The 12,951-nt window shown below is 70.8% G+C and carries 11 protein-coding genes; 7 read left to right on the top strand and 4 right to left on the bottom strand.

The window, feature by feature from the left end; all coding sequences use genetic code 11:
- Positions 1 to 57 precede the first annotated feature (57 nt).
- From ACFWZH_RS01150 to ACFWZH_RS01140, 3 genes are all read left to right on the top strand, one after another.
- Positions 58 to 1,035 (top strand): NAD(P)H-quinone oxidoreductase, encoded by a 978-nt coding sequence (locus ACFWZH_RS01150; RefSeq protein WP_384424176.1) that lies wholly within the window; start codon positions 58 to 60, stop codon positions 1,033 to 1,035.
- Positions 1,036 to 1,173: 138 nt separating this feature from the next.
- Positions 1,174 to 2,070, top strand: a complete 897-nt coding sequence (locus tag ACFWZH_RS01145; protein ID WP_384424175.1) for a hypothetical protein — start codon at positions 1,174 to 1,176, stop codon at positions 2,068 to 2,070.
- Positions 2,071 to 2,241: 171 nt separating this feature from the next.
- A complete protein-coding gene (locus ACFWZH_RS01140) occupies positions 2,242 to 2,793 on the top strand; it encodes a bacterial proteasome activator family protein (protein WP_384424174.1) in 552 nt (183 codons plus the stop codon).
- A gap of 77 nt (positions 2,794 to 2,870) precedes the next feature.
- On the opposite strand, the gene ACFWZH_RS01135 is transcribed toward ACFWZH_RS01140, so the two are convergent.
- Entirely contained in the window at positions 2,871 to 4,535 is a 1,665-nt protein-coding gene (locus ACFWZH_RS01135; RefSeq protein WP_384424173.1) for a protein kinase, read from the bottom strand.
- Between the two features lie 320 nt (positions 4,536 to 4,855).
- On the opposite strand from ACFWZH_RS01135, the gene ACFWZH_RS01130 reads away from it, so the two are divergent.
- Positions 4,856 to 6,472 (top strand): protein kinase, encoded by a 1,617-nt coding sequence (locus ACFWZH_RS01130; protein WP_384424172.1) that lies wholly within the window; start codon positions 4,856 to 4,858, stop codon positions 6,470 to 6,472.
- Between the two features lie 18 nt (positions 6,473 to 6,490).
- On the opposite strand, the gene ACFWZH_RS01125 is transcribed toward ACFWZH_RS01130, so the two are convergent.
- The 3 genes from ACFWZH_RS01125 to ACFWZH_RS01115 all read right to left on the bottom strand — a co-directional run bounded on the left by ACFWZH_RS01125 (position 6,491) and on the right by ACFWZH_RS01115 (position 8,784).
- Positions 6,491 to 7,534: a phosphotransferase gene (locus tag ACFWZH_RS01125; RefSeq protein ID WP_384424171.1), complete on the bottom strand. Its 1,044-nt coding sequence runs from the start codon at positions 7,532 to 7,534 to the stop codon at positions 6,491 to 6,493.
- Between the two features lie 52 nt (positions 7,535 to 7,586).
- Complete coding sequence (locus ACFWZH_RS01120; protein ID WP_384424170.1) at positions 7,587 to 8,006, bottom strand: pyridoxamine 5'-phosphate oxidase family protein; 420 nt, start codon at positions 8,004 to 8,006, stop codon at positions 7,587 to 7,589.
- 118 nt (positions 8,007 to 8,124) lie between these two features.
- Positions 8,125 to 8,784, bottom strand: coding sequence for a response regulator (locus ACFWZH_RS01115; protein WP_384424169.1), 660 nt, complete (start codon positions 8,782 to 8,784; stop codon positions 8,125 to 8,127).
- A 327-nt stretch (positions 8,785 to 9,111) separates the two neighbouring features.
- Between ACFWZH_RS01115 and pdhA the strand changes: the two genes are divergently transcribed.
- The 3 genes from pdhA to ACFWZH_RS01100 are packed head-to-tail and all read left to right on the top strand — an operon-like array spanning position 9,112 to position 12,835.
- Positions 9,112 to 10,326: a pyruvate dehydrogenase (acetyl-transferring) E1 component subunit alpha gene (pdhA, locus tag ACFWZH_RS01110; RefSeq protein ID WP_384424168.1), complete on the top strand. Its 1,215-nt coding sequence runs from the start codon at positions 9,112 to 9,114 to the stop codon at positions 10,324 to 10,326.
- A 2-nt stretch (positions 10,327 to 10,328) separates the two neighbouring features.
- Complete coding sequence (locus ACFWZH_RS01105; RefSeq protein WP_384424167.1) at positions 10,329 to 11,312, top strand: alpha-ketoacid dehydrogenase subunit beta; 984 nt, start codon at positions 10,329 to 10,331, stop codon at positions 11,310 to 11,312.
- Between the two features lie 23 nt (positions 11,313 to 11,335).
- The gene (locus ACFWZH_RS01100; protein ID WP_384424166.1) at positions 11,336 to 12,835 is read left to right on the top strand and encodes a dihydrolipoamide acetyltransferase family protein; all 1,500 of its coding nucleotides are present in this window, start codon (positions 11,336 to 11,338) and stop codon (positions 12,833 to 12,835) included.
- The last annotated feature ends 116 nt before the right edge of the window (positions 12,836 to 12,951 follow it).

Raw genomic sequence — 12,951 nt, 5'->3', positions numbered from 1 at the left:
TTGCCTGCGGCCCCCGCACCGTCGCTCCGCGCGCGGACGGCGAGTAGCCTCGCGCCCATGCGAGCGATCACTATCCCGGAGCCCGGTGGCCCCGAAGCACTTGTCTGGGCGGAAGTGCCCGATCCGCTGCCCGCCGAGGGCGAGGTCCTGATCGAGGTCGCGGCCAGCGCCGTGAACCGCGCCGATCTGCTGCAGCGTCAGGGCTTCTACGACCCGCCACCCGGCTCCTCCCCGTACCCCGGGCTGGAGTGCTCGGGGCGGATCGTCGCGATCGGCCCCGGCGTGCACGGCTGGGCCGTCGGCGACGAGGTGTGCGCGCTGCTGGCGGGCGGCGGCTACGCGGAGAAGGTCGCCGTCCCGGCCGGCCAGGTGCTGCCGCTGCCGACCGGCCTGGACCTGGTCACCGCCGCCGCGCTGCCCGAGGTGACCTGCACGGTCTGGTCGAACGTCTTCATGATCGCCCACCTGCGGCCCGGTGAGACGCTGCTGGTCCATGGCGGCGCCAGCGGCATCGGCACGATGGCGATCCAGCTCGCCAAGGCCGTCGGCGCGCGGGTCGCGGTCACCGCCGGCGGCCCCGAGAAGCTCGCCCGCTGTGCCGAGCTGGGCGCGGACATCCTCATCGACTACCACGAGCAGGACTTCGTCCAGGAGATCCGCAAGGCCACCGACGGCAAGGGCGCGGACGTCATCCTCGACATCATCGGCGCGAAGTATCTGCAGCGGAACGTCAAGGCACTGGCCGTCAGCGGACGACTGGCGATCATCGGGCTGCAGGGCGGGGTGAAGGCGGAGCTGAATCTCGCCGCACTGATGGCCAAGCGCGCCGCGATCACCGGCGCCGGATTGCGGGCCCGCCCGCTGAACGAGAAGGCGGCCATCGTCGCCGCCGTGCGTGAGCATGTCTGGCCGCTGATCGGCAACGGCCAGGTCCGCGCGATCGTGGACCGGACGCTTCCGATGGCGGAGGCCGCCGAGGCGCACCGCGTCGTGGACGCGAGCGTGCACGTGGGGAAGGTCGTGCTGACGGTCTGAGCCGTCGCCGCCCGCCGCCTGCGCCCGCCCCTCCCGCACGGCGGCGGCTCCCCCCCCGCCGACGTCTCGAGATGCCGTGAATCTGATCACATGTGACGCTGGGCAGGTCACCCGACGGCTCGGCACGGGAGGGGCACTGTGGTCGCTCCAGGTTTCCGATCGCGCATCGCCACCGGTCTGTTGGTTGCCGCCGTCGTCCTGCCCGTCCCGGCGGGGACCACACCCGCGGCGGCCTCGGAACGGCAGGCCACACCGGCCGACCGCCCCCCGAAGCTCGCCCACCCGGGCGATCTGTCCGACGACTACGTACCCGAAATGCTCGACCCCGAGGACTTTGGACCCGACGATTTCGGGCCTGGCGACCGCCTGAGCGATCTCTCGCCGTCCCACGGGAGAAACGGAGCGAGCCGTGGCCACGCCGGCCACCCCGGGGTTGCGATCCGCCTTCCCGGGCTGCCGGACGACTTCCCCCGTCTGCCGGACTTCCTGGCGGCCATCCCGCACCTGCCGTCGCACCATCACTTCGGGTACGGACGGTGGCGCCACCACCTCCCTCACTCGTTCGGGCCCGGTTTCGCGGTACCGGACCTGCCGCGCTTCGTCCCCTTCCGCGGCGACGAGGAGTCCCCGCGCACCCGCGGCCCCCGGTCCGCCCGACCGGCGGGCCCGCGGAGCAGCGACCGTGCGCACGCCCGCCGCGGCCGGCACGCCCCGCCGCCGAAGCGCCGTACGCGTGCGGCGTCCGAACCCCGTGCCGGCTCCCCCTCGGCCCGGCCCTCGCCCCCGCGGCACAAGGCCCCGGAGCGGCCGAGCGAGCGCCGATACGAGGCGTTCTCGCCGCATCCCCAGCCGACCGCCGGGCGGAGCGGGACTCCCATGCCGGGGAGCACGGATGACGAGTCGGCCGCGACGGCGAGCCCGTACGCGCTGGAGGCCCCGCAGGCACCGGTCGAGCGGGTTCTCCCGATGGGCGCCGGCCTTGCGCTGACCGGTCTGGGCCTGGCCTTTCTCGCCCTGCGCCTGCGCCGGCGCTGATCTTGCTCCGTTTCACGTGAAACAGAGCGCTCCTTCGGAACGTTTCACGTGAAACGGCGAGAAATCCGTGGTTTCACGTGAAACAGCGGCTGCCGGAATCGTTCGGTGCGGTGGATCATCTTCTGCCGGGGGCACCACCGTTCATAAGCCTCCGTACGAGAGAATGGCGGCATGGATATGCCGATGAACGAACGGTCGCAGGAGAACCCACACGTCCTGGTTGTCGGCCCGGACGGCATGGCCCTCGGCGCTGCCGGCTCCGACGGCGAGGAGCCCCGCGAGGTCCCGGTGACGGACATGGTCGAACAGCCTGCGAAGGTCATGCGCATCGGCAGCATGATCAAGCAGCTGCTGGAGGAGGTGAAGTCCGCTCCTCTGGACGAGGCCAGCCGGGTCCGGCTCAAGGAGATCCACGCCAGCTCGGTCAAGGAGCTGGAGGACGGGCTGGCGCCCGAGCTGGTCGAGGAGCTGGAGCGGCTGTCGCTGCCGTTCACCGACGAGTCGGTGCCGACGGAGGCGGAGCTGCGCATCGCCCAGGCTCAGCTGGTGGGTTGGCTGGAGGGCCTCTTCCACGGTATTCAGACCGCGCTGTTCGCTCAGCAGATGGCGGCCCGTGCCCAGCTGGAGCAGATGCGCCGTGCGCTGCCGCCCGGTGTCGCGCCCCTGGAGGGCGATGACGGCAAGCCCGGTCACGGCGGCGCCCGCTCGGGCCCGTACCTCTGATCAACGGCCGAAGGGGCCGGCACGCAGTCCGCGTGCCGGCCCCTTCGGTCTGTCCGTGGGCCGTGAGCCCCGCGGCGTCAGCCGCTGCGACCGGTCGAGATGGTCAGCTCGATGGTGTCGTTCTTGCTGGGGTACCACCAGCTGATGGCGTCCGGCTTCTGCTGCGTGACGGTGTTCTTGCCCCAGATCGAGCTGTCCTCCTGCCCGACGATCTTCCACTTCCAGCCCGCGGCCTCGATGCACTTCTTCACCGAGTCCAGGTTCTTGAAGCGGAACGACGGGACGAGGATCTTGTTCTTGTCCGAGTAGCTCTTGGTCGGGCTGGTGCACTGGGACGTCAGGATCGTCGCCGTCTTGTCCTCGGGCCGGATGCTCTCGCTGGGCGACGGGGTGTAGGAGTACGGCGTGTAGGTCGACGTCGGGGAGTCACCGCCGTTGTCGTCGCTGGAGCCGGCGCTCAGACCGATGCCGATCGCTATCGCGGTGACCACGATCACACCGACGATCGCCGAGACCACGATCACCGGGGTGTTGTTCTTCCGGTTGGCGGGGTTGCCGGCCGTCGGCATCGAGGCCGTCACGGGCGGCGGGGTGTAGGGCGGCGGGGCCTGGAAGCCGCCGGCGTTGAACGGCGCCGGGGCGGGGCCGGGCGCCGGGGTCGGGTAGGCGTTGTTCGGCACCGGCGGGGGCGTCGACGGCCCGAAGCCGGCCGCCTGCGTCGGCTGGTAGGGCTGCTGGACGCTCGGCGGCACCGGGGTCTGGGGATTGCCGGACGCCGTGGGGAACACCGCGGAGGACACCGATGAGCCGCTGGTGCGCGCCCGCGGGCCCTCGCCGATGATCAGCGGCGTCGCGCCGGACTGCCCGGACCCGGCGATCCGCAGGCACTCGTCCCGCATCGCCTCGGCGGTGGGGAAGCGTTCGTTGGGGTTCTTCTTCAGAGCCCGCGCGACCAGGGCGTCCACGGCCGGCGGCAGCGAGCGGTTGATGCTCGACGGGACCGGCGGCTCTTCCTGGACATGGGCGTAGGCGATGGCCAGCGGGGAGTCCGCGTCGAACGGCAGCTGGCCGGTCAGCAGCTCGAAGAGCATGATGCCGACGGAGTAGAGGTCGGAGCGGGCGTCCACACCGCGGCCCAGCGCCTGCTCGGGCGAGAGGTACTGCGGGGTGCCGACGACCATGCCGGTCTGCGTCATGGACGTCACGCCGGACTGCATGGCGCGGGCGATGCCGAAGTCCATGACCTTGACGACGCCCCGCTTGTTCAGCATCACGTTGCCGGGCTTGATGTCGCGGTGGACCAGGCCCATCTCGTGGCTGACCTCGAGCGCCGCCAGCACATCGGCCGTGATCTTCAGGGCTTTTTCCGTCGGCATCGCGCCATGCTGGGCGATGTCGGAGTCCAGATCGGAGCGCAGCGGCTGGCCCGCGACGTACTCCATGACGATGTACGGCACCATGCCGCCGTCGAGCTCGTCCTCGCCGGAGTCGAAGACCGAGACGATATTGGTGTGCGTGAGCTTCGCCACGGACTGCGCCTCGCGGCGGAAGCGCTCGCGGAAGGCCTGCTCGCGACCGAGTTCGGTGTGCAGGGTCTTGATCGCGACGTCGCGGTCGAGCACCGTGTCGTGTGCGAGGTGCACGGATGCCATGCCGCCGGCCCCGAGAAGATCACGAAGCTGGTAACGTCCTCCGCCGACCGAACGGCCCTCGAATTGGCCCTGAGCGCCGTCCTGGCTCATCGTTTCGCTTCCCCCTAGGCGCACGGCCCACTACCCGCACGTGTAGCGATCAAAATCTGGAATTCCGCAGCCAAGTCTGCCCCAGGCCTCGGACACGTCAAGCCGTGTGCCCGTTCCGTGACCAGATGTGCAAGATCCCGTCACGGCGGTGAGACGTTTGCACCCTTGGTGACCTCGGGTGAACTTGCGATTTCAGGCATTCGGCGGGTTTGATGGCCGGTCAACGGCGGACCGGCGGGTGCCGCGGAGCCTGTAGCGTGCTCTAGCGAAGACCGATGACCTTACCGCTCTCATGCGGATCGATTCGACGGCGAGGACCGATGGCACCGACGCAGAGCCCCCAGGGCCCGTCCGATCCTGAGGCCACCGGCTCCAATATCCCCGACGCACCGGAGATGTGGGGCAACGGCGGGCTGGTCGGCGACGGCCGCTACCGGCTCACGGGACGGCTGGGCCGCGGTGGCATGGCGGAGGTGTTCGCGGCCGAGGACGTACGTCTCGGCCGGACCGTCGCCGTCAAGCTGCTGCGTGCCGACCTCGCAGAGGACCCGGTGTCCAAGGCCCGCTTCACGCGTGAGGCACAGTCCGTGGCCGGGCTGAACCACCACGCGGTGGTGGCGGTCTACGACTCCGGCGAGGACCTGGTCGGCGGCAACACCGTGCCGTACATCGTGATGGAGCTGGTCGAGGGCCGCACCATCCGCGATCTGCTGCTCAACGCCGACGCCCCGCCGCCGGACCAGGCGCTGATCATCGTCTCCGGGGTGCTGGAGGCGCTGGCCTACAGCCACCAGCACGGCATCGTGCACCGTGACATCAAGCCCGCCAACGTGATCATCACGAACAGCGGCGCCGTGAAGGTCATGGACTTCGGCATCGCCCGCGCCCTGCACGGCGCCCAGTCCACGATGACCCAGACCGGCATGGTCATGGGTACGCCCCAGTACCTCTCCCCGGAGCAGGCCCTCGGCAAGACCGTCGACACCCGCTCCGACCTCTACGCCACCGGCTGTCTGCTCTACGAACTCCTCACGCTGCGGCCGCCGTTCACCGGCGAGACCCCGCTTTCGGTGGTCTACCAGCACGTTCAGGACATGCCGGTGCCGGCCTCCGAGGTGGCCGACGCGGTGCCGCCGGAGCTGGACGGCCTGGTCATGCGCTCGCTGGCCAAGGACCCCGACGACCGGTTCCAGACCGCCGAGGAGATGCGCGGCCTGGTCCAGTACTCGCTGCAGATGCTGCAGGAGCAGGGCGGGCACACCGGCACCTGGAACACCGGCCCGGTCGCGCTGCACGAGGGCGGTCACACCCCGTCCCTGGGCAACGCCGCCACCACCGCGCTGCCGCACCCCGACGCCGGGCAGACCACGGCCCAGCCGATCCTGTCGTCCCGTATGCGCGAGGACGACGGCGGGTTCGAGGGCGGGCACCGGCCGGCCAAGGGCGGCCGCGGCAAGGTCTGGCTGATCGCGGCGCTCGCGGTGATCGCCATCGCGGTGGGCGTGGCCTTCGCGCTGCAGAACACCAAGGAGCCGGACACCAAGCACAACACCCCCACCACGCAGTCGCCGTCGCCGTCGAAGGACGAGGAGACGACCGAGCCGCCGACGGACGAGCCGACCACCCCGCAGACCGAGCCCGGTGGCATCGGCGGCGACGGCGGTACGTACACCCAGCCGGAGACGGAGGAGCCGACCACGGCTCCGACGACCGAGGAGCCCACCACGGCGCCGCCGACGACCGAGGAGCCCACGACCGAGCCGCCCACCGACACCACCGGCGGGACGACCGACGGCGGCACCGCGGACGGTGGCACCACCGACGGCGGCACCGCGGACGGTGGCACCACCGACGGCGGGACGACCACCGGCACGGACAGCGGGACCACCACCGGCAGCGGCACGGACAGCGGCACCACGCTCGGTACGACCGGCTGACCTGCCCGCTCGCCCGCCTCAGCGGGTGAACGCGTCCCGTACGGCGCGGTATTCGCGGGTCCACCACACGGCCAGTGCGGCCGCCGCCGGGAACTGCGGGTCGGTGCGGCGGTCGCCGAGCTGGTAGCGCCAGGTGAGCATCCAGAAGTCGTTCAGCCGCTCCCACCACACCCGGTGGACGGCCGCGGCCAGCTCGTCGGCGTCGGCCCCGCAGGCGCTGCGGTAGGCGCCCGCGTACGCCGCGACCTTGGCCAGGTCCAGCGTGCCGCAGGGACGGACGAAGAAGATCGCGGCGGCGCGTACCGCCTCCTCGGCGCGCGGCTGCACGCTCAGCCGGTCCCAGTCGACGATCGCGGTCGGTTCCGGGCCGCGGTAGAGCACATTGAGCGGGTGGAAGTCGCCGTGCACCCAGCCGGCGGCGGGCTCTGCGCCGGGGGCCGGGCGGCGGTGCGCCTGCCGCTCCAGCAGCGCCCGGCGTTCCAGCAGGCGGTGCTCGGCGAGTTCGTCGAAGCTGGTGCGCGGGCGGGCGCCGCGGGCCAGGGCCAGTAGTTCGTCGATCATCTCGAAGGTCCGCGCGGGGTCGGCACCGGCGTCCGCGCAGGGTGGCCGCGCGGGGTGCGGTTCGTCCGCCATGACCTGCTCCAGCGCGGTGTGGACGAGCCCGAGCAGGGCGCCGAGCCGGCGGGACTGGCCGCAGGTCAGCGCGGCGCCGTCGAGGTGCCGGCCCTCGACCCAGGGGTGCAGGGCGTAGCAGCGGCCGTCGAGGACGGTGACCGTGCGGCCGTCCGCGTCGGCGACGGGCGGGGCGACCGGCAGGCCGAGCGCGGCGAGCCGGCGGGTGGCGCGGTGCTGGCGGTTGATGGCGGCCTGGTCGCCGTCGAGGTGGTGCTTGAGGAAGTAGCGGCCGCCGGTGGTGGCGAGGAAGTAGCCGTGGTTGAGCAGGCCTTCGGCGACGGGCTCGCAGGACAGCGGCGCGCCGGCGCCGGTGTAGTGGCGGAGCAGGGATCCGAGGGTGTCTCTGGCGGGCGTCGCCGCCGGCCGGACTACAGATGAGCGCAGCACGCGCCAGATGTTAGATCAAGTGCACCCGTCTGAGTGGCTGTGCGGGAAAGCCTTACGCAGAGTGCGCGTGCCGGAAGGCGGGCACATCGGTGAGGTGGTGCAGGGTGACGAACTCCGGCTCGATGCGCAGGAAGACCGGGTTGAAGGGCACGCCGTCGGCCAGCCGGGGCGTGGGGCCGAAGAGCGCGCGTTCGGCGGGGGTGGGGTCGACGACCCGGGCGGTGCCGGTGAACTGGACCGACCAGGTGTCCGGCGCACCGCTGTTGATGTTGTCGGCCTCGTACGCGACCACGCTGCCGTCCAGCGCCTGGTGGTAGTCGTAGCCGCGGTGCAGCCGCAGCATCAGGCGTCCGTCGTCGAGGACGAGATGCCGGGTGACGGTGGTGAAGGGCAGCGCCCGCCGACTGGCCGAGACCCGCCCGTAGGGGGTGCGGCCCAGCAGCTCGACGGCACGGAAGTTGTCGGTGGGCATGTCACCACCTTGCCGTTCGGGCCGGGCCGGCCAGTAGGGCCCAGCAGCCCGAGGAAACGGGACGATGGTCCCGAAACGCCATGAGCCGGGCGGGGTGCTGCCGGGCGCCCCCGCCGGGTCAGTGCCGCTCCGCCTGCCTCCGCGCGACATAGGCGGCAGCCTGGGAGCGGCGCTCCATGCCGAGCTTGGACAGCAGGCTGGAGACATAGTTCTTGATCGTCTTCTCGGCGAGGTGGAGCCGCTCGCCGATCGCGCGGTTGGTCAGCCCCTCGCCGATCAGGTCGAGGATCCTGCGCTCCTGTTCGGTGAGGTTCGCCAGCCTGTCGTCGCCCTTGGCGGCGCTGCCGTCGCGCAGCCGCTCCAGGACGCGGGCGGTGGCCACGGGGTCGAGCAGCGACTTGCCGGCCGCCACGTCGCGTACCGCGGAGAGCAGCTCATTGCCCCGAATGGCCTTGAGGACATAACCGGCCGCACCGGCCATGATCGCATCGAAAAGGGCCTCGTCATCAGCGAACGAGGTGAGCATCAGGCATTTGATGTCCTCGTTCTGCGAGCGGATCTCGCGACAGACCTCGACACCGCTCCCGTCCGGTAGCCGGACATCGAGCACGGCCACGTCGGGACGCGTCGCAGGGATCCTGACCAGGGCGTCTGCGGCGGTGCCGGCCTCGCCGACCACCTCGATGTCCGCCTCGGTCGCGAGCATTTCGTGGACACCGCGCCGGACGACCTCATGGTCGTCGAGCAGGAATACCGTGATTTTTCCGTCTTCGCTCACCGAGCCAGTCTCACACATCAAGTCTTCCCGTGCTCCAGGTCACCGATATAACGTGCCGTTGTCCCGGCGGCCTGCAACGCTGTGACCAGGAGTTGTTCCGAGCCTTCGCGATTTACTTGGAAATCCAAGCAAAATCGCAGGTCAGCGCCGTTTCCACTTCGGCTTTGACAATGGGTAACGTGCAATGAGCAGGCCACCTTCCGGGAGCTTTGTTCCACCCGGATCCGGCCGCGATCGCACACACCCCGTGCGCCGTATCGGATACCGGGTGAGCCGCAATACGGCCACCGGCGGACCCCGGGGGCCGGACAGACGGAGGAGCAGCACGTGACCGTGGAAGGCACTGCGCAGCGGAAAAACGCCCGCAGCAGCAAGCGCACCACCGCCAAGAAGGCGGCGCCGGCGAAGAAGGCGTCCCCGGCCAAGGCCCGCCCGACCGGCCGGCCCGAGCAGGCGGAGCAGGATCAGCTCGTACAACTGCTGACCCCCGAAGGGGAGCGGGTCGAGCACCCGGACTACGCCATCGACCTGTCCCCCGAGGAACTGCGCGGCTTGTACCGCGACATGGTGCTGACGCGGAAGTTCGATGCCGAGGCGACCACCCTCCAGCGCCAGGGCGAACTGGGTCTGTGGGCCTCGCTGCTGGGCCAGGAAGCCGCCCAGATCGGCTCCGGCCGCGCGCTGCGCGACGACGACTACGTCTTCCCGACCTACCGCGAGCACGGTGTGGCGTGGTGCCGTGGAGTCGACCCGACGAACCTGCTGGGCATGTTCCGCGGCGTCAACCACGGCGGCTGGGACCCCAACGGCAACAACTTCCACCTCTACACCATCGTCATCGGTTCGCAGACGCTGCACGCGACCGGCTATGCGATGGGTGTGCAGAAGGACGGCGCGGATTCCGCGGTCATCGCGTATTTCGGTGACGGCGCCTCCAGCCAGGGAGATGTCGCGGAATCCTTCACCTTCTCCGCGGTCTACAACGCCCCGGTCGTGTTCTTCTGCCAGAACAACCAGTGGGCGATTTCCGAGCCCACCGAGAAGCAGACCCGGGTGCCGCTCTACCAGCGCGCCCGCGGCTTCGGATTCCCCGGCGTACGGGTCGACGGCAACGACGTACTGGCCTGTCTGGCGGTGACCAAGGCGGCGCTGGAGCGGGCCCGCACCGGCCAGGGTCCGATGCTCATCGAGGCCTTCACCTACCGCATGGGCGCGCACACCACGTCCGACGACCCGACGCGATACCGGGCCGACGAGGAGCGGGTGGCCTGGGAGGCCAAGGACCCGATCCGCCGGCTGAAGGCGTATCTGCAGGCCGAGGGCATGGTCGACGACGCCTACCTCGCGTCGATCGAGGAGGAGAGCGAGGCCCTGGGCAAGCGGGTCCGCGATGCCGTACGCGCCATGCCGGATCCGGACCACATGGCGATCTTCGAGAACGTCTATGCCGACGGGCACGCGCTCGTCGATGAGGAGCGCGCGCAGTTCGCCGCGTACCAGGCGTCGTTCGCCGACGCCGATGCCGTCGCGGAGGGGAACTGACCATGGCCGTCTTCGAGAAGATCACCATCGCCAAGGCGATCAACGAATCGCTCCGCGCCTCCATGGAGGCCGACCCCAAGGTCCTCGTCATGGGCGAGGACGTCGGCAAGCTCGGCGGCGTCTTCCGCGTCACCGACGGCCTGCAGAAGGACTTCGGCGAGGACCGGGTCATCGACACCCCGCTCGCCGAGTCCGGCATCGTCGGTACCGCGATCGGCCTGGCGCTGCGCGGCTACCGCCCGGTCGTCGAGATCCAGTTCGACGGCTTCGTCTTCCCCGCCTACGACCAGATCGTCACCCAGCTCGCGAAGATGCACGCCCGCGCGCTGGGCAAGGTCAAGGTGCCGGTCGTCATCCGCATCCCGTACGCGGGCGGAATCGGCGCGGTCGAGCACCACTCCGAGTCCCCCGAGGCGCTGTTCGCGCATGTCGCGGGCCTCAAGATCGTCTCTCCCTCGAACTCCTCCGATGCCTACTGGATGCTCCAGCAGGCCATCGCCGGCGACGACCCGGTCATCTACTTCGAGCCCAAGCGCCGCTACCACGACAAGTCGCGGCTGGACACCGAGTCGATCCCCGATCCGCTGCACAAGGCCCGGATCGCCCAGAGCGGCTCGGACCTCACGCTGGCCGCCTACGGCCCGATGGTGAAGGTCTGCCTGGACGTGGCCAAGGTCGCGGCCGAGGAGGGCAAGTCCGTCGAGGTGGTCGACCTGCGCTCGCTCTCCCCGATCGACTTCGACACCGTGCAGTCGTCGGTGGAGAAGACCGGCCGGCTGGTCGTCGTCCACGAGGCACCGGTCTTCTTCGGCTCCGGCGCGGAGATCGCCGCCCGGATCACCGAGCGGTGCTTCTACCACCTGGAGGCACCGGTCCTGCGGGTCGGCGGCTTCCACTCCCCGTACCCGCCCTCCCGGCTGGAGGACGAGTACCTGCCGGGGCTGGACCGGGTGCTCGACGCCGTCGATCGCGCGTTGGCGTACTGAGGGTTTGAGGAGAGTTCGTGACCATGACTGCAGGTACCGCCAACGCACAGCGCTTCCGCGAGTTCAAGATGCCCGACGTGGGCGAGGGGCTCACCGAGGCCGAGATCCTCAAGTGGTACGTCCAGGCGGGCGACACCGTCACCGACGGCCAGGTCGTCTGTGAGGTCGAGACCGCCAAGGCCGCCGTCGAACTGCCCATCCCCTACGACGGCGTGGTGCACGAGCTGCGCTTCGGCGAGGGCGTCACCGTCGACGTCGGCACCGTCATCATCTCCGTGGACACCGACCCCGGAGCCGGACCCGCCCAGGCGCCGGCCGCGGGCGGCGCCGCGCAGGCCGCCGCGGCGCCCGACGAGGAGGACGCCGAGCCGCAGGGCCGCCAGGCCGTGCTGGTCGGCTACGGCGCCGCGCCGTCCTCGACCAAGCGCCGGGCCCGCAAGCCGCAGCCCGGCGTGCCGGCCCAGCCGGCGGCCGCGACCGCCGGGCTCCAGGCGGAGCTGAACGGGCGGTCCGCACCGGCACCGCTGGCCGCTCCGGTGGCTCCGGCCGCTCCCGCCGCCCCCGCTGTTCCGGCCGCTCCGGCCGCTCCGGCCGCGCCCGCGGTCTCCGCCGGGCGGCCGCTGGCCAAGCCGCCGGTGCGCAAGCTCGCCAAGGACCTCGGTATCGACCTGGCGACCGTCGCACCGACCGGGCCGGACGGCATCATCACCCGCGAGGACGTGCACGCGGCCGCCGCTCCGGCTCCGGCCCCGGCGGTACCGGCCGAGGTTCCCGTGCCGACGGCGGTCGTCCCGGCCGAGCCCGGCATCGTCGACGCCGCCGCCCGCGAGCGGCGGGTACCGGTCAAGGGCGTACGCAAGGCCACCGCGCAGGCGATGGTCACCAGCGCCTTCACCGCGCCGCACGTCACGGAGTTCATCACCGTCGATGTGACCCGCACGATGAAGCTCGTCCAGGAGCTGAAGCAGGACCCGGACATGGCGGGGCTGCGGGTCAACCCCCTGCTGCTCGTCGCCAAGGCCTTCCTGGTCGCCATCAAGCGCCACCCGGAGGTCAACGCGTCCTGGGACGAGGCGAATCAGGAGATCGTCTACAAGGACTACGTCAACCTCGGCATCGCGGCGGCCACACCGCGCGGGCTGATCGTCCCGAACATCAAGGACGCCGGGGTCAAGACGCTTCCCCAACTCGCCGCGGAACTCGGCGATCTGGTCGCTACCGCCCGCGAGGGCAAGACCTCCCCGGCGGCGATGACCGGTGGCACGGTCACCATCACCAACGTCGGCGTCTTCGGCGTCGACACCGGTACGCCGATCCTCAACCCGGGGGAGTCGGCGATCCTCGCCTTCGGCGCGGTCAAGCTCCAGCCGTGGGTCCACAAGGGCAAGGTGACGGCGCGCCAGGTCACCACGCTCGCGTTGTCCTTCGACCACCGGCTGATCGACGGTGAACTGGGCTCCAAGCTGCTCGCGGATGTCGCGGCGGTGCTGGAGCGCCCGAAGCGGCTGATCACCTGGGGGTGATCCGGGACGCGGTATCGGCTGGGCCGGGCGTCGGTTGAAATGTGAAAAAACCCCGGCCCCCTTTAAGTATAAGAGTGGCCGTTGGCCGGCTGGGGGGGGGCGAACGCGGTTAGTGG

This window comes from Streptomyces sp. NPDC059008, assembly GCF_042749045.1.
GTDB lineage: Bacteria > Actinomycetota > Actinomycetes > Streptomycetales > Streptomycetaceae > Streptomyces.
This window is presented reverse-complemented; position numbering and strand designations above follow the sequence as displayed.

Coding starts and splice junctions, on each gene's coding strand:
- ACFWZH_RS01150 (WP_384424176.1), top strand. CDS start 58: ATGCGAGCGATCACTATCCCGGAGCCCGGTGGCCCCGAAGCACTTGTC.
- ACFWZH_RS01140 (WP_384424174.1), top strand. CDS start 2,242: ATGGATATGCCGATGAACGAACGGTCGCAGGAGAACCCACACGTCCTG.
- ACFWZH_RS01135 (WP_384424173.1), bottom strand. CDS start 4,535: ATGAGCCAGGACGGCGCTCAGGGCCAATTCGAGGGCCGTTCGGTCGGC.
- ACFWZH_RS01130 (WP_384424172.1), top strand. CDS start 4,856: ATGGCACCGACGCAGAGCCCCCAGGGCCCGTCCGATCCTGAGGCCACC.
- ACFWZH_RS01120 (WP_384424170.1), bottom strand. CDS start 8,006: ATGCCCACCGACAACTTCCGTGCCGTCGAGCTGCTGGGCCGCACCCCC.
- ACFWZH_RS01105 (WP_384424167.1), top strand. CDS start 10,329: ATGGCCGTCTTCGAGAAGATCACCATCGCCAAGGCGATCAACGAATCG.
- ACFWZH_RS01100 (WP_384424166.1), top strand. CDS start 11,336: ATGACTGCAGGTACCGCCAACGCACAGCGCTTCCGCGAGTTCAAGATG.